Origin of the sequence: Litoribaculum gwangyangense (assembly GCF_039543505.1) — a bacterium.
GTDB lineage: Bacteria > Bacteroidota > Bacteroidia > Flavobacteriales > Flavobacteriaceae > Litoribaculum > Litoribaculum gwangyangense.
This window is the reverse complement of the sequence record NZ_BAABJW010000018.1, coordinates 17058-41431: the sequence shown is the minus strand read 5'-3', so window position 1 is coordinate 41431 and position 24374 is coordinate 17058. Positions and strand designations below refer to the sequence as shown.

Sequence of the window (24374 nt, the reverse complement as noted above, 5' to 3'; positions counted from 1 at the left end):
GTGGCAATACCGTGCACGAACGTTTGCCCATTGATGGTCATTGTGCCGTTGTTCAAGTTGGTGTTCTTTTTGGTGGTTCCCCAGCCTTGTAAGGCAGAGACCCAATTCAAATCACTGAGATTGGTTTCGGAGGGCGCGTCGCAAGGGCCTGTTGTTGGCTCTTTATCCGTAGTTATAAGCAGAGTATTGCTCATAGCACTTTCTAAACCATTAGCATCGACTGCGGTGACCGTAAAACTATAATCAGTCGAAGCACTTAGGCCCGTAACCTGATGGCTTAAAACATTGCCCAGGGTGAATTCTAAGCCACTGTCTTTATAGATATTGTAATTGGTAATGGGCGCACTACTTGTTGTGGCCGTCCAAGATAAATCAACCGTGGTATTCGTTATGGCCGTACTTGTTAAAGTTGGCTTTCTTGGTGGTTGTATGTCTGAGCAAAATGTTAAAACGGCACCAGCCCAATCGGCATGATCAAACGAATTGGAACCCATAGAATGCACGACGAGTCTTAACTGCGTCATACCGTTTATTTGCACCTCAACAAGTTTTGCATCATCGGCAGCGGTTAGGGTTTCACTTCGAAATAAAGAATTTTCATCACCAAATATTTCAAACTGTACGCTGGCAGAAGAGGTTGTGGCAACGTTATCATCCACTCCAATATACGATTTGAAAGTTTGGTAATCACCAGTGGTTAGGTTATAAATAATTTCAGATTGAGCATGGGTGCCAATACCATGGGTAAAGGTTTGTCCATTGATAGTTAAAGTATTACCATTTAGGTTGGTATTTTTTCGGATGCTACCCCAGCCCTGAACGGCAGAGACCCAATTCAAATCACTGAGATTGGTTTCATCAAGAATCTCACAAAGGATATCATCAGTTGTAACTGTAATGGTATTGCTTAAAGCACTTTCTATACCATTGGTATCAATGGCTGTTACGGAAAAGGTATAACTAGTTGAAGCCAATAGCCCAGTAACCTGAAAATTTAAGATATCGCCCAAAGTAGTTTCCAAGACACCATTTTTGTAAATATTATAATTGGTAATGGATGAACTACTTGTTGCGGCCGTCCAAGTTAAGTCAACTGTCGTCTCAGTTTGAGCTGTGCTCGTTAATATAGGTTCTGTAATAGGTGCTGGGAGTAATGTAGGTTTCCATTGTTGGTTTTCCGTAGTATCTTTGGTCCAGCTTATAACTGGTTCGTTTTCCGCTAAACTATTTCCATTCACACTAAGTTCTAAACCATTATACACATTAATTATCCGATAATAGGTACCATCTAATGCGTAAAAATACCATAATTGATGTTGTTTGCCAGTCCAGGGTTCTTGAATAATTTGTACGCCACGGTCTGTTCTCAAATCTCTCAATGATAAGACCATATTGGAATGTTTCGCTTTTAGTCTATAGGTCTTATTGCCGATCTCTTCAACCAGCCAATTGGAGTGATTTTCTTGATCTGAGACAATTTGCACCACATTGGCACCCTCTGTATTGGAACCGTTTGCAACGGATAAAAATTGGTCACTATGTTTGGCTTGAAAAGTATACCAACCTTCGGTTATTGATTCTGGGCCATTTTGATCAAGACCATCAATCCATCCAATGAGTGCATTGATGTAATCTTCATCTACCAAATTTCGTCCAATAGGAGGCATTTTATCATTGGAGGTACTGTTATCTCTCATGTATAACATAGAGTTGGCATGGTCTTGCGGTTTTACTATTTTATAACCCGGTAGAGACGCATGACTCACTACATCCGTATCAATCAAACCCTGGTCATATAGTGCAGTTAAAGCACGACCATCAAAAGCACCCTCAACACCGTTTGGCCTATGACAGTAAGCGCAGTTGGAATCTAAAAAGGATCGGACTTTCATTTCGCTACTGGCTAGTTCAGAAAGGATGTTGGCTGAAGCAGGCAAGTCTTGTGTCGACCCAATATCTTGAGTAAACATATTTAAATGATTCCAAGTTTCCAACTGATTGCTCTGAATACCCGTGGAAGGATAGGTGAAATTTTTATTAAGTTGCCTTGTTTTTAAACCAAGAGAATAGCCAGCCACACTGGTATGGCATTGCATACACTGTGAACGGGTTGGAAAATCCCATGTTTGATTGATAATGCTTCCATCACGTTTTTTAACGATATAATTTTGGGAAACTTGTTCATCAATACCTATTAAAAAAGCGTCGGTTTGTGCCTCATTCCATTTGTAAGTGAGCCCATAAGCTTGATTATCTTCAGTAAAAACTAAGAAACGTGTTTCTAATTTGGTGATTTTTGAGGGGTCGTTTTCATCGGTTGGTAATTCAAAATGTTTGATGGTAACGGTACCAGGAGGAAACGACCAGTTTTCTTCACTTTCGAAGGTAATTTGTTCTGAAGCGGTATTATGGGTTCCGTCATTCGGTAAAGCAATCCATCGTTTCTTTTTAGCACCATCAGACCACAATGGGGAATTCACATCATACGGGATAATGCCATCCACTGGTGTTAAAGATTGTAAATCGGAAAATACATTCAAATCCGACAATTTTTGAGGGGGGTCGGGTATGCCGCCTGTACTTACTATTTTGCGGATAACACCACCGTCTTGAGCGGTTCCAAACAAGTCTAATATATAAATATTTCCACTGGAATCAACTGAAAATGATGAGATGCCATCCTTAGTACCCACCCCGCTAATAGGCACTCTGAATAAAAAATTGACATCGCCTGTGTTGTCTCCTGTTTTGGTCAAAGTCCAAACATCTTGGGTTTCATGGTCGCCAAAAAAGTATTTGCCATATAACCCTGGAAATTTGGAGCCACGATATACAAAACCTCCAATAACGGATCGTCCTATGGTGCGACCATAAGCATGAATAGGGGGTTTATCAGTACCAATAATAGGGTCTGGTTTTTGTTTAGGTCCTGCTTGATCCCCTTCTCTGTAAGGCCATTGCAAATTATCACCTTTTTTAACTAAAGTGATTTCTTCCTTTGCACCTTGTCCGATATCACCAAGCCAAATATCTCCTGTTGGGGGGTCAATGGTCATTCTGTGTGGACTACGGGTTCCAATGGCAAAAAATTCTTCTAAAACACTGCCGTTAGGGTCTAGCCATGGGTTATCATTAGGAATATAATAACCCTGGGTAAACGATTGTGGCCAGCCAATAGGTGGGGTCCCTGAATTTAAGGGTTGTTTTCTAATGGGATGGCTGATGTTACCACCTCTTTGGTTCACATCAATTCTTAAAACACCAGCAAATAGCAAGCTATTGATTTGTTGAGTCACATTAAAAGAATCATTTGCAGCACCTTCATCCCCAATGGATAAATATAAAAAGCCATCTTCAGGTCCAAAAAACATACCACCGCCATTGTGCCAGTCATGTTTATCAAAAATATTGATCAACACTTCCTCACTAGAGGGATTTATGGCATTGGCTCCGAGTGGAAGGTTAAATCTGGACAGCCGCATATAACCGTTTACAGCCGAAGTGGTTTGGTCAGTTCCTTGCACGGGTGTATAGCGATAAAACACATAGAGATATTCAGAATTGGGTGAACCGGGAACCCCATATTCTGGATGTAAAACAGCACTAAGCATCCCACCATCTTGAAAACTTACTACATTTTCCGATAAATCCAAAAGGAGTTGTTTGGAAGTTGTATTGGGATTGTTTGAGAATTTCCAGATATGGCCCTGTAAACCCACGACCAAAAACTCATTATTGGGTAATTCAACCATATCCACCGGATCAATGAAGGTTAAATTAGGAAACGCGTTTTCAACAGTATAACTCAATGCAGTACTGGAAATGCCGGTTGGCGTCAAACTAGGAAAAGCCCCGTTAAGATAAGCACCCATAGGTTTGGCGGTTAAAAGACCGGGACCATAGTTGATGCTTTTGTAGGAGAAAATAAATAGCGTTGCTAAAGTTAAACTTACTAATACTATGATTTTAGGGTATTTTTTTTTCATGGCAAGCTCATATAATATATGCAAAAATAACTATTAAAGCGCTAAAGGCTAAATAAATACCTTTGAATAGCTTCTATATTCGATGAGTAACATAATTTTAACTTTTTATAAATTTCGAATTTCAAAATTCTTTTTTAAGGGAGATATATGGTCTGTTTTTGTCGATTAAATACATTTTAAAAAACTATGATTTCAAGAATTTAAATGAATGTAATCTATTCTTATTGTGCATTTTGAATGATAATGGGTTTGATGTTATATTGTCTAATAAAACTAACCAAAATGTTTCAACTGTAATTAAAGTTGCATATTTGTCTGGGTTTTGATAGCCTTATTTCTTAAGAAAGACAAACAACTCACAATAAAAATCAATTGAAAGGGCTTGGATTTTAAAAGTGGATGATTACTTGTAGATCAACATGGTCATTTTCCAGAATCGTATAATACTGAATTTATTTCATTACCAAATTTTTGCTTTGGATTGGCAAAATACATAAAGCAAAGCATAAATATAAAATAAAGGATTGAAAAGGTAGCGTAAGTTAAGACGCCACCAATGGAAGGCGCTATGGGAAAAACTAAAAGTGATGTATTCAACATAATTTGAAGTAACCAAACAAGGAGTCCACTTTTGGTATGAGCATAAATGATGGTGCACATGCCAGCTGCTGCCATCATATTAATCATTAAAGGCCATAGGGGGAGGTCTGGAATAACACCCACGTTGAATTCAACGAGAGGCAACCACCAAAGCCCCCAAACGATTCCTACAACCTGACTGGCATATATGGGATTCATTATTTGGCATAACTTACGCACGGCATAGCTAATCCAAACGACTTCTCCCACAAATGCCCATAAAATTAAATTAAACATGAATCTAGCATCCACTAAATAGGAAATATTGATGCTAAACAAGGAAACATAGTCCATCTCATAAAAATATCCTTTTAATAAAAGAGTTAAGCAGGCAATTGTTATAGCAAAGGTTAATACTAGAAAAAACCATTTCAGAGGAACTTTCCATTTTTTCATAGGTGTAAACAAGTCCTTCAAGCCTTCTTTACCGCGGGTAAACCATATCATGCCCATTAAAAGGAATAAAAGAATAAAAAAACGGCCATGCATATAAAGGCGACCAGGAATCACATCTATAGATATACCATAAATAAAAATCCCATTCATGATTGGAGCGAGTATTAGGAATATCCATATTTCGTATTTTTTTAGAAACTCTTTCATTATTAATATTGTTCTTAGTTTTAATTAATATACCAGTTATACACTTTTTTAATACCTGTTTCCAAGTCTATTTGGTGTTTCCAGCCCAGAGCATGAAGTTTTGAGGGGTCTGTTAGCTTTTTCATGGTACCATCGGGTTTGGAGGTATTGAAATAAAGAGTGCCTTGAAAACCGATGATGTTTTTAATGAGGTTTGCCAAATCTTTTATGCTAATATCTATTCCAGTTCCGATGTTGATATGGGTGTTTCGTATTTCTTTGGTATGGGTGATACAATCTTTAAAGTTACGCTGTTCCATTAAAAACACACAGGCATCAGCCATATCCTCGCTCCACAAAAATTCGCGCATGGGTTTCCCACTTCCCCAAACTTCTAATTGTATGGTATCATCCGTTTTTTTGATACCATATTTTTCCAAGATGGCGATGATGGATGCGTCTGAAGAATCGCCGGTAATTCCCTCTATGGGCATCGTGTTTAAATCTTTCTTAATGCTATCCCAATCTTTGTTATACAAGGCTTTACCCAAGTGTATTTTTCTTATTAAAGCAGGAAGCACATGGGATTTTTCCAAATCAAAATTATCATGGGGGCCATATAAATTGGTGGGCATCACCGATATAAAATTGGTGCCATACTGCAAATTATAGCTTTCACACATTTTAATACCTGCTATTTTGGCTATGGCGTAGGGCTCATTGGTGTATTCTAAAACATCGGTGAGCAAATAATTCTCTTTCATAGGTTGCGGGCAATTTTTCGGATAAATACAGGTACTCCCTAAAAACAACATTTTTTTTACGCCGTGCAGGTAGCTTTGATGGATGACATTATTCTGAATACAAAGATTTTCGTAAATAAAGTCGGCTCTATAGGTGTTATTGGCTACAATACCACCAACTTTGGCCGCTGCTAAAAACACATATTCTGGTTTTTCTTGTGAAAAAAAGGTAGCAACGGCTTGACTGTCAGTAAGATCTAATTGTTTATGAGTTTTGGTAATGAAATTTTCATACCCCTTGGCCTTTAAATTTTTTAAAATGGCACTGCCCACTAAGCCTCTATGGCCTGCTATATAGATTTTTGAATTTTTTTCCATTAGAATTTTGCCAAATTAGCACATTGTTTTAGTTAAAGTAGTTTTTAGGGATTTACTCTGCCTGAGTTAAGATATCGTGGCCACCTTTTAATAAATCCACATCTTTTTTAACCAATTTAACATCCGATGCCATCATGTCTTTTACCAAGTCTTCCAGATTATATTCTGGCACCCATCCCAGCTTTTCTTTGGCTTTAGTGGGGTCGCCTATTAATAAATCCACCTCGGTTGGACGGAAATACGCTGGGTCTATGGATAATACTTCTTTGCCAATTTCCAATTGGAAATCTTCATGATTGCAAGCTGTAACATAAGCTTTTTCATCGACGCCAACACCCTTGAATTCGAGTTCAATACCCACTTCTTTAAATGCCATACGCACAAAATCGCGTACAGTTGTAGTGACTCCAGTGGCTATGACCCAATCTTCAGCTTTATCTGCTTGTAAAATCATCCACATCATTCTTACATAATCTTTGGCATGGCCCCAATCGCGTTGGGCCTCTAAGTTGCCTAGGTATATTTTTTCTTGTAATCCTAAGGCTATTTTAGCAACCGCCCTGGTGATTTTTCGGGTTACAAACGTTTCACCTCTTCTGGGCGATTCATGATTGAATAAAATACCATTACAGGCAAACATATCATAGGCTTCGCGGTAGTTTTTAGTAATCCAAAAACCATATATTTTGGCAACCCCATAAGGCGAACGCGGGTAAAAGGGCGAGTTCTCGTCATAAAAACCTTTGGCGTTTTTGTTTTCGGGTAAACCACCGTATAACTCGGATGTGGACGCTTGGTAAATTCTGGTTTTCTTTTCCAGACCTAAAATCCGTATGGCTTCCAGAAGCCTTAAGGTTCCTAAGCCATCTACATTTCCAACATATTCGGGCGTATCAAACGACACTTTAACATGCGACATGGCACCTAGATTGTAAATTTCATCGGGTTGGCACTCTTGGATGATACGTGTTAAATTTAACGAATCCGTTAAATCGCCATAATGTAATTTCAACCTTTGGTTCGGATCGTGGGGGTCCTGATATAAATGATCGATTCTATCGGTATTAAAAAGAGAGGATCTTCTTTTTACACCATGCACCATGTATCCTTTCTCTAATAATAATTCGGCTAAATAAGAGCCATCTTGACCTGTAATTCCTGTGATTAATGCTACTTTCATTTACAATGAATATGTGAAATTGTTATGTTAATGGATGGTCATCAACCTATTTGAATATATGTTTTATCAAGGGTTGATGGCCAAAACTTGGTTAAAAATAAGTGAATAAATTAGTTTACAAAAGCCAACTACGGTAAAGTTTAAAAAAATTAGTTAATGTGCATTTATCGTTGGTTTTTTAAACAATGTTGTAATAATTTTAAAAATTTTTACAGATGAGTTAGTGTATCTTAAACTTTTTTCTTTTGAATGGTTTCGTATTTCATCCCTTTTTTTGGCATTAAAGTTTATAATTCTATAGTTAAAGAGTTTTAAATCGAAAAATTTATAAAACTCAACGAAAGCGTTATGTTTTAGGTCATCAGTTTTGAACAAAGCATTATATTTATCCCTTAATTTATAATATTTATGTTATTCAATTTCATTGATTTTACGACATTCTTGACAGTTGCTTTTTATTGGCAGGTCAGTTAGCTATCGAAAATGAATTTTAATTGGCACGCTGTTTTTAAATGAACTCTAAAGTAGTTATAAACTGTTACCAATGATTAATCACATTCAATAAGACTTAAATAGATAATGACTACATCCGAAAATAACAAACGCATTGCCAAAAACACAGCCCTTTTGTATGTGCGTATGTTGTTTACCATGGGCGTTGGCTTTTACACCTCCAGGATCATATTGGATGCCTTGGGTTTTGTAGATTATGGCATATACAATGTGGTAGGCGGTATCGTATCGACGCTTTCCGTCCTAAATGGCTCTATGGCTGGCGCCACCCAGCGCTGGATTACTATCGCACTAGGAAAAGAAAACCTTGAGTATTTAAAAAAGGTCTTTACCATTGGGGTAACGGCACAGGTAATTATAGGGATACTTGTGCTCATCATTATAGAAACGCTTGGTTTGTGGTACCTGTATCATTATGCGGTGATTCCAGAAGACCGCATGATTGCCAGTTTTTGGGTCTTTCAAATCTCTGTATTTACTATGCTATTGAGTATTTTAAATGTGCCTTTTATGGGGGCTATTATGGCCCATGAGAAAATGGGTGCTTTTGCTGTGTTTTCGATTGTGGATGTGGTGATGAAACTGGTGATATGTTATGCAGTTTATATTACTACTACCGATAAATTAATTTTATATGCCTTGTTGTTAATGCTTACCTATTTAATTAATTTCTTTATTCAGCAAATTTATTGTTACAAAAAGTTTGAAGAAGCGCGTTTTAAAATGGGTTGGGATAAGGATATCTTAAAACAAATGTGGTCTTTGGCCTTCTGGTCGATGTCTGGTAACATAGCCTACATAGGATACACGCAAGGGATTACTTTATTGATTAACTTGTTTTTTGGTCCGGCGATGAATGCTGCGGCCTCCATTGCAAGTCAAGCGGGTAACATCATCAATCAGTTTAGTAGTAATTTTCAAACAGCCATGAATCCACAAATCACAAAAAATTATGCTAAAAGCCAATTTAAAGATATGCATGATTTAGTATTTCGGTCGGCAAAATTCTCGTATTTTTTAATGTTGATTTTTGTGGTGCCCCTATTTTTTGAGGCGAATCTATTGTTGAGCCTATGGTTAAAAGAGGTGCCAGAGCATTCAGTATATTTCATGCGTTTGGGCTTATTTATTTCCATGTTCATGGCCGTTCGAAACCCGCTTATTGTTTCGGCACAAGCCCATGGGGATTTAAAAAAATATCAATTTGTAGTCATTCCCATCCTACTTTTGGTGACTCCGGTTAGTTATGTCATTCTAAAATTGGATGGTATCCCCGAAACAACCTCCTATGTGATGTTGGTGATTATTATCATAGCGGTATTTGCAAGTGCCTATATGTTGCGGAATATGGTACATCTTGATTTTATGGATTTTGTAAAACGCGTCATGTTGAAGATATTCTTGGTTACCATAGCTGCCTTTTTATTACCAGCTATGGTCTATGTGTTAATGGATGAGGGGTTTTTACGCTTTTTGATTTTGGGCTCTGTTGCTTTCCTTTCTTGCACTATAAGCATTTTTAGAATCGGATTAACCTCTTCAGAACGTATTTTTGTAGTTAATATGTTAAAATCTAAACTTCCTTTTTTTAAAAAATAATAAAATGATTAAAAATTTCGCCTTTTGCCTTAATGATAAATATGTTGACTTTTGTTATGTCACGATGTTTTCAATTATTAATAACAAAAACCCAAACGATAAGCTCACTTTTCATTTGTTAACAGATTATTTCAGTACACAAGATGAAGAAAAATTTAAAAGTCTTGTTGAAAAATCAAACGACGAGGTTAAAATTCATAAAATTGATAAAAAAAGATTTGATGGGTTTAATATGAATTTTTCCGTTTATGTGTGGTTCAGAATTTTGATTCCTGAAGTTGTTGATAAAAGTGTTTCTAGAGTATTATATCTTGATTGTGATATTGTAGTTAATTCTGATCTAGATTATTTATTTAATCTAGATTTTACCAATAAAGCTATAGCCGCTGTTATTGATAGAGAATCCTTTAATAGTTTTACATTTGAGCGTTTAAAGTACGCTCCAGATAAGAAGTATATTTGTGCGGGTACTTTATTGATAAATGTTGATTATTGGCGAGAGAATAAAATAACGGAAAAGCTATATAATTATGGAAAAAAATATCCTGTTGAAAGTATTTTTGCTGAACAGGACGCGATTAATTATATCTGTCAAGATTCTAAGATTATGTTACCATTAAGATTTGGTGTTATTAACAATTTCTTCTCGGCATCTCATAGATACGACAGATATCAAGTGAAGGAGTCCATGGATAATCCGGAAATAGTCCATTATGCTGGAAATTCTCCTTGGAAATATCCTTCGAATCATCATTTTCATAAAAAACTATGGTGGGGTTATTTTAAAAGGGCGAATCTTGGTCCAAACAATATCAAGTACAATTACATAAAATCAATGTTGGTTTATTACCTTAAAATAATAAAATTTAATATGACTAATTTTAAATCTTATCCATACCCTAAACCTAGAACAATTTCTAAAAGGGAAGTATTAGCAAATTTAAAATAAGAAAACATGAATTTAAAAAGGCTCTTAATTAACTTTATTTATGAAAAAAAACTCATCTTTCTTCTAACGGGATCCAAAGTAACCATTGAAAAAGGAGGGGTTTTTAAGTTAGGTAAAAATGTCAAAATATATAAGAGTACCATATATGTAAAAAAGGGAGATAGTCTCATTATTGGAGATTATTCAACCCTATCTCGTGTTTCCTTAAGTATGATTCTTGGAGGAAAAAGTGAGATTTATATTGGAAAGAATTGTTCTATTGAAGAATTTGATATGAGTGTAACCAAAGGCTATATTCATATTGATGATAACAACATACTTTCAAAAGGAGGTAAATTAGAGAGACCTCATTTTGAGGTTGAAGGTGGATTAAAAATAGGCAGTTTTAACTCATTACGGTGTTGTGCCTGGATTCGTTTTAATGGACAGGTAGAAATTGGCTCTCGTAATGCCATTAACGAAGGTACCGAAATACGATGTGATGAACATATTATTATTGGTGATTATAACCAAATATCCTACGATTGCGTATTTTGGGATACTAATACGCATGTTATATATAAAGCTGAAAAACGAAGAGAAATAACCGATAGTCAATATCCTGAATTTGGTATGGAATTTGAAAAACCAAAAACAACACCTATAGCTATTGGTAGTGATTGTTGGATAGGAAAAGGCGTATCGGTTTTAAAAGGAACTAACCTAGCAGATAAATGTATTGTTGGTTATGGTACCTTGTTAAGCAATATAAAGGTTTCCGAAAATAAGACCATTTTCAACCAACCCCATTTAAAAATTATCGATAACCAATTATAAACAAACCATGCGTGTTCAATGGGTCACATATTTAGAAAAAATTGCCTTTCCGGTAATTCATGCGGCGGCTCATGATAATTTAAAAAAAACCATGCCCGTTTATAAAAATAGGAGTGCATTTCAATATTTGGAAGCTGTTGGTCGTTTGGTATGTGGGATAGCCCCTTGGTTGAATCTGCCAAACGGCCCTTCAAAAGAAGGTAATCTCCGTTCAAACTACAGTCAACTTACAGTTAAAGCCATTGGAAATCTTGTAAACCCAAAATCAAAGGATTATGTTGATTTTGGTACCGGCGCACAAGCCTTAGTAGATGCGGCATATTTATCACAAGGGTTATTAAGAGCCCCTAACTTATGGCGTGCCTTAGGAAATGAAATACAAAAAAAACTATTATTTGAAATAAAAAAGACCCGTAAGTTTCAACCTCCAAAAAACAATTGGTTACTCTTTGCTTCGATGATTGAAGCATTTTTATTGACCTATGATAATAATTGTAATAAAAAAAGGCTCCATTATGGTGTCAAAAAATTTGTCAACTCCTATTATATTGGCGATGGACTTTACGGCGACGGTGCGCATTTCAGCATGGATCATTACAATAGCTTTGTGATCCACCCGATGCTTATGGATGTTTTAGAAGTGATGAAAATCCATGGATTGAAGAATTTCAATCAACATTTAACTAAACAATTACCTAGGTATCAACGTTATATTGAAATTCAAGAGCGTATGATATCACCAGAAGGGGCTTATCCGCTTTTTGGAAGAACTTTAATTTGTAGGTTTGGAGCCTTTCACGCCTTATCCCAAGCAGCACTTATGGGGTTTCTTCCAAAACATATAACCCCATCTCAAGTAAGATGTTCTTTGAATGCGGTTTTAAAACGGCAGATGGAAACGCCTGATAATTTTGATGCCCAAGGGTTTTTAACAGTTGGTTTTAATGGCAAGCAAGAAAAAATGGCTGAGCAGTATGTGTCTTCAGGAAGCGCTTATCATTGTGCAACCCTTTTTCTTCCCTTAGGATTGGATAGCCAACACCCCTTTTGGACGGAAAAAGATGCTGCGTGGACTTCATTGAAAGCATTCGATGGTCATGAGTTTGAACCAGATAAATCATATTATGAAACCCATATTACAAAAGACTTTTTTATGTCCATACTTTATAAATTTCAATCGGGGTGGAGGAAAATTAAAAATTTATTTAAAGGGCAATAAACCTAAGGGTTTCCTTATCTAGATACCTTTTTTGCCCTCGCAAAAATAGCTTAAGTTTCATATTAAAGTTTTATTTAAAACCGAATAAAATCAAGAATATATTTGGGGATTACATAGCTTTTTTGATTTAAATTACATTCTTAATAATTCTATTAAATCTGAAAGCTCATTTGATAAACTAATTACCGAAAATGAAGTTGCTAAAGAAGGAGTTTCTTCATAGGCTAGTGCCCCAATATAGTGATCTGTAATTTCAAAACCATGGATGTTCCAGTTTTTATTCCGTGCCATATCGGAGGTATTTAGATGATGCAAACCATCTAAGCTAGGGATTTTTAAAAAATCATCATCAATCCCTTTGCCAAGTGCTTTTACAAAGGCCTCTTTTCGAGTCCATAAACTATAAAAAGACTGTCTTTTGTCTTGAGAATTTTTTATAAATGAAATTTCTATATCACTAAAAATGTCTTGAAGTAAAGGTGTGAAGTTAAAATTCTTATTAATGTATTCAATATCAATTCCAATGGGACGATTAGCTATCGCAATAAACGCATAATTCTCTGAATGGGAAATGTTAAAAAATGTGGAAGGGTGCGATGATAAATGGGGTTTTTTATTGGCCTGATAGTCTATTTCAATGTCTTGTATATCCAATCGAGTATGTTTGGATAATAGATATTTAAGTATACTTCTACAAATTATAAACCTATTTTTATCTGTCTCATGATAATATCTATTAACCCTAGTAATTTCTTCAAAATTCAACAAAGAAATTAACGCATCAACAATGTCGAAATAATCAGGTAAATAAATTTGGTAGATAAAAATATCTGAATGATTCAAATTCAAATCATTGTAGATACTATTTGGTTTTAATTCTCCATAAGAACTACAATTTATTTTATGATTTAGTAACATTAGTTCTATTATTTAAAATATCTTGAAGAGTCCTTGCCAAAAATTTATCATTCGGTGGTGCTAAAATATCTAAATGATTACCAGAGATATCATGAATGGTAATACCTTTGGTAGCTGCTTTTTGCCATCCCAAATAAATGGGGTCTAATCTATCAAATGAATTTTCATCTTTAGATCGAAATAAATCAACACTAAAGTCTTGTGGCTTTAGGTGATAACGATCGGCAATTTTATTCACCATATTATTTGCCATAGTAAATTCCGCTAAAGCTAAAATTTCTTGCTTCGTCATGGACTTTTGGTAACCAAAATACTTTTTTAATAGATATACTTTTTTATTTTTGATATGAGCTTTAAAACTGGACCAACTTGATAGCATGTCTTTTAAAATATTTAACCTTCTTTTTGCTAGATCAGATGATTTTGCTATTATTTTCTGTTCATACGTCTTAAAGTAATATGAAGAATCGGCATAAGAGTCTAATAATCCTGTAAAAATCACCTTTTTCTCCTGTTCTTTTAATTGACGCGTCATTTCAAAGACAACAACTCCACCGAAAGAAAAACCTGCTAGGGCGTAAGGGCCTTGTGGATTAATTTTTATAATAGCCTCAATGTAATGGGCTGCCATGTCTTCAATCGATTCATACCATGTATCATAACTTTTTGCAGTACCTTGCAGACCATAAACAGGTTGATCTTCATCAAAATGTTTACTTAAATCGATAAAATTTAAAACATTAAGACCTGCTCCATGAACTATGAAAAGAGGTGTTTTTCCACCGTTTGGTTTTATGGGTACTAAACAATCTAAATCTATTTCTTTATCTGTTTCTAAAAGTTCAGCAAATTTCTCAACAGTGGGGTATTGAAATAAGGACGATAAAGGGATTTTTTTGCCAGTAAGTTTTTCGGTATCCAATATTATTTTTACTGCTTTGATGGAATGTCCTCCTATTTCAAAAAAATTGCTAAAAACATCAATATTTTCAAGATTTAAGTTTTCTTTCCAGATACTGGCTACTAATTTTTCGTTTTCAGTTCTAGGGCTAGTATATACTTTTTTACTATTTGAATCGGATCTATATTTTAGTAGCGCTTTTCTATCTATTTTGCCATTTTCAGTAGTAGGTATTTTGTCAACTACTTGAAAAATATTAGGAACCATAAAGGATGGCAATTGAGATGTCAATTCTTGTCGACATAATTTGACAGGGTTAATTTCTGGGTTTAATTCAATATCAATTTGAATAAAAGCTATTAGAATGTCGTTTTCAGCCAAAACTACTGCCAATTTAACACCTTCTATAGCCATTAAAACATGTTCAATTTCTTCTAACTCGATGCGATACCCTCTAACTTTCACTTGCCTATCTCTTCGGCCTAGGCATTGTATTTGACCACTAGGAAGAAGCTTACCTAAGTCTCCAGAAAGGTACATTTTACTCTCGGTTTCATTCTCAAAAGGATTGGTAATAAACCGTTCTTTATTAAGTTCAGGACGATTGAGATATCCTTGGGATACACCATCTCCAGCTATGGCAATTTCCCCAATTATACCAGGTTTTACCAGATTTCCTTTAGGGTTTAATAAATAAATTTGAGTATTGGCAATGGGTTTTCCTATGGTTATGGGATTATCGGTTTTTGAAATTTGAGTGAGGATACAACAAACAGTGGTTTCAGTAGGGCCATATATATTCCATACCTCACTGCATCTTGCTAATAATTCTTGCGCTAAAGATAAAGGCACAGGTTCGCCACCAATTAATACTTTTAATTTTAGACTTGTATTCCATCCAGTATCAATTAGGATTTGCCAAATACTTGGAGTTCCCCACATCATGGTAACTCCATCTGTTTCAATTTTTTTTAATAAAAGCTTTCCATTTCTTCTGGTGTCTTCATCAACGAGCACGACGCTAGCACCAAAAATTAATGGAAGATAGATTTCCATAACCATAGCATCAAATGAGATGGTTGTCACTGAGAAAATTTTATCTTTTGCACTTATTCCAGGTTCTTTGGCCATTGAAAAAATAAGATTAATGACGTTACAATGAGCCACTTGAACACCTTTTGGCTTTCCAGTAGATCCTGAAGTGTAAATAATATAGGCAGGAGATTCAGTAGTAACTTTTAAATTTAAAGGGTTTTTAGGAAAATTAACAATTTCATTTAAAATAGTTGTAATTGGAAGCGAAATTACATTTTTGGGAAGATTGGTTTTTGAGCTTTCTCCTATATAAAAGCTAGCATTTGAATCTTTAATCATCAAATTCAATCTGGCATCTGGATAGTTTACATCTATAGGAACATATGAAGCACCACACTGTAGGATAGCGAAAAGTGAGGCGATTAATTCTGGCGATCGACCCAAAGAAATAGCAACTACTTGTCTAGGCTTTAAACCCTTATAGGACAGATAGTGTGCTATTTGATTGATTTTTTGTCCTAATTCCCAGTAACTAATTTTTCTATCATAGTATTCTAGTGCTATGGCATCGGGGTATTTTTCTACTCTGTCTGCAAAAAGTTCATGTAAAGTACTTTTTGGATAGCTACTTATTGTGTTATTTAGTTCTTTGTAATGGCTAGTAAAATCTTGAAATACAATTTGACCTATATTTTTTGAAGAATCTTTGGTGATTTTCTCTATTATTTCTTCAAATGATTTCATCATTTTTTCAATAGTATCGGTTTTGAAGAGCTTTGCATTGAATGCCCATTCAAAACTTAAATTTTCTTGGGTTCCTGTTGCGTTTAGAAAAATCTCAAAAATCTCGTATTTACGTGGATTACTAATTAATTTATAGTTTAAATCATGGAAAGAAACACCATCAGTTAGTCCTAAATCAACATTAAAAGCGACTGGTATTAATGGTATTTTGGAAGGGTCTCTGGGTATTGAAAGCATTTTAAGTAAATGACCAAAACTCAACTGTTGATGGTCATAAGCGTCGAATAAATCAGAATTCCGCTGTTTTAAATAGTCATTAAAGCTTTGGGTACTATCAATTTTAGATCTCAATGGTAAGAAACTTACACAATGGCCAACTAGATGTGTCTTTCCAGTTACTGATTGACCAGCAGTAGGTAATCCAACAACGATATCTTCTTGTCCTGTTAACCTGAGTAATAGCAAGTCAAATACAGCTAATAAGGTGGTTACCAAACTACAATTAGCATCTCTTCCTGTTTTTTTGAGACTATTCAGTAAATCCTTATTTAAAATGAAATCTAAACGCTTGCTATCGTAATTTCGTAATAGGGGACGATCATAATCTGTAGGTAAAATTAATTCTGGAACGGATTCTTTATATTGATTAAGCCAGTATGTCTCTATTTCTTTATATGATTCACTTTCAATAAGTTCCAGCTGTTCATCAGCATAGGTGCTAAATTTTTCAGGTGAAGATATTTCGATTGCTTTATTTTGAACATAGGCTGAATATAGAATACCTAATTCCTGTAGCATAATACCTATAGACCAGCCATCACAAATAATATGGTGTGCCATCAAAACCAATTGAGATTCAGAATCTGATATTTTTATTAAACCACAGTTAATTAAAGGGCCTTTACTCAAGTCAAAAATATGTTCCGCTTGTTTGTCTAAATAATTAGCGATAGCCTTTTCTTTATTTTCATAGGATAAATCTGTAATATCTTCGAGCCAAAAAGGAATTTCAAGGTTTTTAAAGATGGTCATATAATACCCGTCGGTGCTAAAAACACACCTTAATGATTCATGTCTTTTTATTAAGTCATGAAATGCTGCTTCCATTGACTTTAAATTTAATTTTCCCTTCAATCTTAAGGATACAGATTCGTTGTAGGCTCTATTTGCATTATCACCTCCAAGTTTGCAAGCAGTCCATATTTCCTCTTGAGCCTGGGTAGTGTGAATTACACGCTCAATCTCTGGTCCAGCAAATGGATTATATATATTTTTATTTTCTAGAGTACTGGTTTGGCTCATGCTTTAGTTACTTTCGTTTTATGCATATTATAAAAAGTTCTAAGAATTTAATTAATAAATATGCTGTGTCGGATTTCAAATCTATTTTAATTTTTGCTAAAATATTATAATTTTATTTTAACAAATCCACTTTCGTCGCCCGTATGAGGTACAAACCAAGCGGGGTTTCCTTCCTCGTCAATACCTAAACGTGCATTGGGCACTGGTGGTTTATTTAAATCCGATGATTTTTTTTTGAAACTCTTTTCGTCAGAGGTTGTTGCATCTTCTGAGAGGAAAAAACCACCCAAAGTCATTTCGTCAAGGCTTTCCTTGATAGCTAAAACAATTTTATCTATATCAGCTTTTGTATAGGCCATTGTCAAAAAGCATGGGAAACCATCCCAAATATGGATGCCTTTTTCTCTTAAAAGAACAAATAAAAGTTCTGAGTATAGAATATCTTCAGTGAATTTGAGTCGCCACAATGAGCCAAATGAATTAATGATAATTGGTAATTTTCTTTTATTAAATTCTATGTTCAATTCATTTACTAACTCTTGGGTCATTTCAGACACATTTTCTTGAAGCTCAGGGCCTTTTTCTTTCATAAATATTAAAGAAGCTTTTGCGGTAGCTAGCACGAGTGGATGTCGAACAAAGGTGCCAGCAAAATAAGTAACTCCAACTTCAGGGTAAGACGTGTCGTTATATTGCCAAAAACCGCCATCTAGAGCATCTAAATATTTCTTTTTGCCTAAAATAGCACCTATAGATAGACCACCTCCTATTACTTTACCATAAGTTGCAATGTCTGCTTGAATACCAAACATAGTTTGGACTCCCCCAGGGTGCATTCTAAAACCCGTAATAACTTCATCAAAAATTAAGGCGGTTTCCGATTTTGAGGTAATTTCTCTAAGTTCGTTTAAAAATTCAATAGGTTGAAATTCTGGTCTTCTACTTTGTACAGGTTCAACAAGTACAGCAGCCAATTCATTTGCTCTTTCACGAATAATATTTAAACTTTCTTCGGTTCCATAATCAAGTACAAGCATATTTTTTACAGCTTCTGACATGATTCCTGCTGCGGCAGGGAAAGTCATCATTTTTTTCGATCCTCTTACCAAACCTTCGTCATTAATACCATGGTAGGATCCTGTAAATGCTACAATCAACGAGCGTCCGGTTACCGTTCTGGCAATACGCATGGCTCCAAGAACGGCCTCTGAGCCTGTATTACAGAGTGCAGCTCTATCATGTCCTGTAAATTCGCAAAGTAAATCGCAAACCTCACCTGCTAATGGATGTTGCGGACCAACCTCAAAGCCACTTTCTATTTGCATATGTAAAGCTTCCTTTATGAATTCAGGTTGATGCCCAAAAAAACAGGATCCAAATCCATTGAGGGCATCTATGTATTCATTTCCATCGAGATCCCAAAGTCTATTTCCTGATGATTTTTTTATTACTAAGGGATAAACAAGGTCTTTAGTAAGAGGTTTGAAACCAGAAACCACTCTAGGATCAGCCATTTTAGCACGGTGCTTTTGTGCATAACTTTTACTGGCAGCAGTTTTTTTATTGTAGCGTTTAGTAAGTTGTTTTAAAAATTTTAATTGCTTAGCATTTAAATCTACAACTTGTTTCTCAATTTTGGGAGAGGCACCAAAGGGTTTTTTATGTTCTTGTTTTTCTTCCTCAGATAGAACATCGATTTCAGGTTGTTTAGTAACAGAAACTGGTTTTATATTTACCATATCTGTAACGCTGGTGTTAAGGTTTGCTATGTTAGTGTTTGACGTAATACTCTTGCCCTGCATGAGTTCTACTTGTTTACCAAGTAATTGTAACTGTTGAGCTATTAAACTAAGTGCTGTTTGGTTTTGCGAGTTATTCAGGGGGGCAGAATTTTGCTTTATTGCCAAAGGTGAAACGGATCCATTTTGATGTGGATTTAGTACTGGTGTTTCTGCTACTGTTGCCGCAAACATATCTTCAGGCATATTCTTGTCCAGATAATTTGCCAAAAGTTCTGGAGAGCTAAACTCCTCATTAAGTTGCCTAAAGGTAATAGGGATTTTAAATTCTTTTTTACAAGTAATAGCAATCTGTGTGAGTACTAATGAATCTAATCCAAGTTCTAAAAAACTATAATTAGCCTCAGATGCTTCAACTTCAATTCCGGATGAATTTGAAATGAGTTCAGAAATTTTCTTTAATATGAAAGGTTTTCTCATTGCTTTAGTTTTGTTAATATTACTGATTTCGGGCAGTTCTTCTAGAGGTGTTAAAGTTTGTAAAGATGATAATATTTCATTTTTGTTAATATTGTTTTCAACAGGTTCTACCCAACACACTTTTCTGTCAAAGGCATATGAAGGAAGTTTTAATTTTTTTCTAGACTCGCCTAAATAATATGCGTACCAGTTGGGCTCCATGCCGTTTAGCCAAAGTTGACCCAAAGCTTCAAGCAATGCAGGATAAGCATCTTCGTCTGGTTTGGGTATAGGTAAACTTGTAATAACGCTCATTTTTTTGGCAGCGCCTTTTTGGCTGGCTAGTGTGCTTAGCGCTTTCCCGGGACCAACTTCTAATAAAATACCTTCTTCTAATTTTAAAATGGTATCTATTGCAGCTGAAAATTCTACGGTTGCTCTTAAATGATTGGTCCAATAATCTGCATCCATGGCTTCGGCATCTGTAAGCCAAGTACCTGTGACAGTTGAAATTATAGGAGTTTTAGGAGCGTTTAAGGTCGTTTTTTCAACCTCTTGCTTGAAGGTTTCCAAAATGGGATTCATCATGGTTGAATGAAATGCATGACTTGTAGCTAATAATCTATGAGGTATTTCTTTATTTTGTTGTTTGATGCTTTTTACAAAATCTTCAATCTTGGCATCTGGACCTGAGACCACGCACAAGCTATCCGAATTTACAGCCGCTATACAAAGATTACTTGGTAGGATCTCTTTTAAGGTATCTTCGGATAACCTTATTGAAAGCATACTACCTTGGGGTAATTCGCTAACCATTTTTCCTCGTTTGGCAATTAAAAGGAGCGCATCTTCTAAATTAAAAATACCAGCTAAATGTGCTCCTACAAACTCTCCAATACTATGCCCGCAGAAAGCAGTAGGATAGATGCCCCAACTCATCCACAGTTTTGCCAATGCATATTCTGTAACAAATAAAGCGGGTTGAGTATAACGTGTATCTTTTAATTTGAGTTCAGCTTCTACTGAATCTATTTCGGGAAAAATAATGTCTTTTATATCAAGGTTTAATTGGGTTTTTAAAATGTTATTACAGTTATCAAAAGCTTCTTTAAAAACCATCTCATGATCATAAAGTGCGCGTCCCATGTGCAAAAATTGTGCACCTTGCCCAGGGAATAAGAAAATAACCTCGTTGGGTATGGCATTTAAAATTTTTGTATTGGCTTTTTTAGTGCTTTCTGATAGTAAAATATCGGATGCCTCAAAGGTGTTTTTAGCTATTATAAATTTACGATGATTAAAACTGTCTCTGGTTGTTTTTAAAGAGAACGCTACATTGGCTAATTCAACAGAGCTGTTTTCTATTAAATAATTCCCCATTTTTTTTTCATAAGTATCTAAACTATGTCCAGTCTTGGCAGACCAAGTTAAAATTTGTAAGGGACGTTTTGTTTCTGAAAATTCAGGTAGCTCCATGGGATATTCTTCAAGAATTACATGGGCATTAGTGCCCCCAACGCCAAAAGAACTTACACCGGCGAGCCTAGTTCCTTTATTAATATTCCAATCTCGTAATTTTGTATTTACGTAGAAAGGGCTATTTTCAAAATCGATAGCAGGATTGGGCTTTTCGAAACCTATTGATGCTGGAATTTGTTTATGTTGCATGGCTAGTATTGTTTTAATTAAGCCAGCAACACCTGCAGCAGCCGTAAGGTGTCCCATATTACTTTTTATGGATCCTATGCCACAATAGTTTTTTGTTTTTTGTGCTCCAAAAGCTGTATTGAGGCCTTCTACTTCAATTGGATCGCCTAGGGGTGTGGCAGTTCCATGGGCTTCTACATAACTAATTTCAGATGGGGATACTTGGGCATCAAGAAGTGCTTTTGAAATAGCATCAGCTTGACCTTCAACACTTGGTGCGGTAAAACTGCCTTTGCCACCGCCATCATTGTTTAGACCAACACCTTTTATGATGCCATAAATAAAATCGCCATCTTTTTTGGCAGCTTCTAGGCTTTTGAGCAAGATAACTCCTGCACCATCACTAAACACGGTGCCCTTTCCTTCGGCATCAAAAGACCGGCAATGTCCATCAGAACTTAGCATAGAGCCCTCTTGATAAAGATGCCCACTGTTAATAGGTGAGGTAACGCTTGAGCCTCCTGCTAGAGCAACATCACACTGACCATTTCTTATCGCTTCAACCGCTTCGGCGATGGCAACGAGTGAGGTAGAGCAGGCAGAATGTATGCTTACAGCAGGGCCTTTAAGATTTAAATGATAGGCAGTTCTAGATGCTATATAGTCCTTTTCATTAACAGTGTCTACTATTAAGTTTCCAATAAGATTTATAAGTTCTTTGTTTGGTAATACATTGTTTTTATAATAAGTATTGGTTCCAGTACCGGCATAAACTCCCACACTGCCGTTGTAGTGTTTAGGTAAATATCCTGTCTGTTCTAATACTTCCCAAGCTATCTCTAAAAATAATCGTTGTTGCGGGTCCATGGCCTCAGCCAATTTTGGGTTGATACCAAAAAATTGAGCATCAAATTCTTTAGCTGATGGCACAACACCTCTTGCTTTTACATAAAGCGGATCGTTTATAAGGGATTCAGGAATGCTTGGGTCTAACTCTTCTATTTTAAAAAATGAAGTGGATTCTTTTCCATTGCTTAATATATCCCACAATTCATCTATTGTTGATGCGCCAGGAAATCTTAAAGACATACCAATAATGGCAACATCTTTAGAGGACTTTTGTGATTTGGATATGTGCCGATAAGAAGTTTCTTTAGTTGTTTTCTGATCCTCTATATACTTGGATATAAGGGCGACTGTTGGAAATTGGTAAATTTTTGTAACAGGTAATTTTATGTCTAAACTTTTTCTCATCGAAGTAGCTACTTTCTGCGTTAGGAGTGAAGTGCCTCCCATTTCAAAAAAGTTATCGTCAATACCCACTGCTGGTATTTGTAAATGTTCACGCCATATTTTTTCAATATTTTTTTCTACCTGTGTTCTAGGTTTTCTGTAAATAGGTGCGGAGTCGGGTCTTATATATTCGGGTTTAGGCAAACTATTTAAGTCAATTTTACCATTAGTTGTTATATGAAATTCATCCACCCACATAAAGACGGATGGGATGAGATAATCAGGCAAAATTTCTTCAAGTTGCTTTCTTATAATTTTAGAATCTTTAGTTCCAATGGATTGGATATATGAGACCAATTTTGGTTCAGTTCCAAAGTGATTACTGGCTATTACTACAGTTTTTTTAATACCAGGTAATTTACCAATAACGGATTCTATTTCTCCTAATTCTATTCTATGACCTCTTATTTTAACCTGGTTGTCTATGCGTCCAAGACACTGTACTTGACCGTTAGGTAAAATTTTACCTAAATCACCAGAAAAGTACATTTTTTTTCCTTTTACAGGATTAATAAAATCTTCTTGAAAACGTTCTTGATTAAGTTCTGGGCGATTTAAATACCCTAGTGAAACACCGTCTCCACCAATTACAATTTCTCCTATTTCACCTATTGCTACTGGGTTTTTATTTTTATCCAATAGATATGCGGTAGTATTTGCGATTGGTTTTCCTATAACAATTGGATTGTCATCTTTTGTAATTCTGGTTAAAAAAGCACAAACAGTTGTTTCAGTTGGTCCATAAATATTCCAAACTTCATTACATCTCTCAATTAATTCTAAGGCTAATGGTCTAGGCACTTGTTCGCCACCAATCAGGGCTTTTATTTTTAAAGGTTTTTTCCAACCAGAATCTAAAAGAATTCGCCATATACTCGGTGTCCCCCAAATAAGGGTGATGTTGTTTTTACGTGCTTTTTTTAATAAAACTTCTCCATCTAATCTCATTTCTTCATCTACTAGAACAACACACGCACCCATTAGTAATGGCAGAAATAATTCCATAACCATGGCATCAAATGAAATGGTGGTTATGGCAAAAATTTTATCATTAGCATTTATTCCAGGTTCTTGGGCCATTGAATAAATAAGATTAATCGTATTTTGGTGAGATACTTGAACCCCTTTAGGTTTACCTGTTGAACCTGAAGTATAGATGATATAGGCTCCTGCTTCTGAGGATATTTTTAAATCCAGTGATTTCGAATCGTATTTTTTGGATTGAGTTAAAATATTTTCAATAAAAATATTTTTAGTTTTTTCAGTAAGAATTCCTCTTGATTTATTACTTATTAAAAAATTAGAATTGGAATCTTCTATGATTAGTTCCAATCTCTTAATAGGATAACTAGAATCAATTGGCAGATATATTGCACCACATTGTAAAACGGCAAATATAGAAATAATTAACTCTGGTTTTCTGTCTAAAGAAATAGCAACAATTTGTCCAGGACGCACTCCTAAATCCCAAAGGTAATTTGCAGCTTGGTTTATTCTTGAATTTAATTCACCATAACTAATTTTTTCATCTTCATGTTCAAGTGCTGTAGTGTTTGGATTAATCTGTGAACATTTTTCAAATAGTTCATGAAGTGTAGATTTTGGATATGTAATGGTTTTGCCATTAATTAAAGATTGGGAAATCATCCTGATTTGTATTTAGTTATTTTTCACGTTAATAAATATAACTCTGAGTTATATAAATAATTCAAGCTACTATAAGTGGAGGGAA

Annotated in this window: 11 protein-coding genes; 4 read left to right on the top strand and 7 right to left on the bottom strand. The window is 35.4% G+C overall.

Going from position 1 to position 24374, the window contains the following annotated elements:
* The 4 genes from ABD963_RS15345 to gmd form a co-directional block, all read right to left on the bottom strand.
* The coding region (locus tag ABD963_RS15345) for an NPCBM/NEW2 domain-containing protein (protein ID WP_345278373.1) at positions 1-3986 on the bottom strand (3986 nt) is incomplete at its 3' end.
* A 423-nt stretch (positions 3987-4409) separates the two neighbouring features.
* Positions 4410-5228: a type II CAAX prenyl endopeptidase Rce1 family protein gene (locus tag ABD963_RS15340; RefSeq protein WP_345278371.1), complete on the bottom strand. Its 819-nt coding sequence runs from the start codon at positions 5226-5228 to the stop codon at positions 4410-4412.
* A 20-nt stretch (positions 5229-5248) separates the two neighbouring features.
* A complete protein-coding gene (locus ABD963_RS15335) occupies positions 5249-6328 on the bottom strand; it encodes a GDP-L-fucose synthase family protein (RefSeq protein WP_345278369.1) in 1080 nt (359 codons plus the stop codon).
* A 52-nt stretch (positions 6329-6380) separates the two neighbouring features.
* Positions 6381-7508 (bottom strand): GDP-mannose 4,6-dehydratase, encoded by a 1128-nt coding sequence (gmd, locus tag ABD963_RS15330; RefSeq protein ID WP_345278367.1) that lies wholly within the window; start codon positions 7506-7508, stop codon positions 6381-6383.
* 579 nt (positions 7509-8087) lie between these two features.
* Here gmd and ABD963_RS15325 point away from each other — a divergent pair.
* From ABD963_RS15325 to ABD963_RS15310, 4 genes are read left to right on the top strand one after another with little or no spacing between them, the layout of a single operon-like run.
* The gene (locus ABD963_RS15325) at positions 8088-9620 is read left to right on the top strand and encodes an MATE family efflux transporter (RefSeq protein WP_345278365.1); all 1533 of its coding nucleotides are present in this window, start codon (positions 8088-8090) and stop codon (positions 9618-9620) included.
* A 4-nt stretch (positions 9621-9624) separates the two neighbouring features.
* Complete coding sequence (locus ABD963_RS15320; protein ID WP_345278363.1) at positions 9625-10569, top strand: glycosyltransferase family 8 protein; 945 nt, start codon at positions 9625-9627, stop codon at positions 10567-10569.
* 6 nt (positions 10570-10575) lie between these two features.
* Positions 10576-11385: an LbetaH domain-containing protein gene (locus tag ABD963_RS15315; RefSeq protein WP_345278361.1), complete on the top strand. Its 810-nt coding sequence runs from the start codon at positions 10576-10578 to the stop codon at positions 11383-11385.
* 7 nt (positions 11386-11392) lie between these two features.
* The gene (locus ABD963_RS15310) at positions 11393-12604 is read left to right on the top strand and encodes a DUF2264 domain-containing protein (protein ID WP_345278359.1); all 1212 of its coding nucleotides are present in this window, start codon (positions 11393-11395) and stop codon (positions 12602-12604) included.
* A gap of 132 nt (positions 12605-12736) precedes the next feature.
* On the opposite strand, the gene ABD963_RS15305 is transcribed toward ABD963_RS15310, so the two are convergent.
* The 3 genes from ABD963_RS15305 to ABD963_RS15295 all read right to left on the bottom strand — a co-directional run bounded on the left by ABD963_RS15305 (position 12737) and on the right by ABD963_RS15295 (position 24289).
* Complete coding sequence (locus ABD963_RS15305; protein WP_345278357.1) at positions 12737-13522, bottom strand: 4'-phosphopantetheinyl transferase family protein; 786 nt, start codon at positions 13520-13522, stop codon at positions 12737-12739.
* Complete coding sequence (locus ABD963_RS15300; protein ID WP_345278355.1) at positions 13506-17504, bottom strand: non-ribosomal peptide synthetase; 3999 nt, start codon at positions 17502-17504, stop codon at positions 13506-13508. The genes ABD963_RS15305 and ABD963_RS15300 overlap by 17 nt, the downstream gene beginning before the upstream one ends.
* A 104-nt stretch (positions 17505-17608) precedes the next feature.
* Complete coding sequence (locus ABD963_RS15295; RefSeq protein ID WP_345278353.1) at positions 17609-24289, bottom strand: amino acid adenylation domain-containing protein; 6681 nt, start codon at positions 24287-24289, stop codon at positions 17609-17611.
* Positions 24290-24374 lie beyond the last annotated feature (85 nt).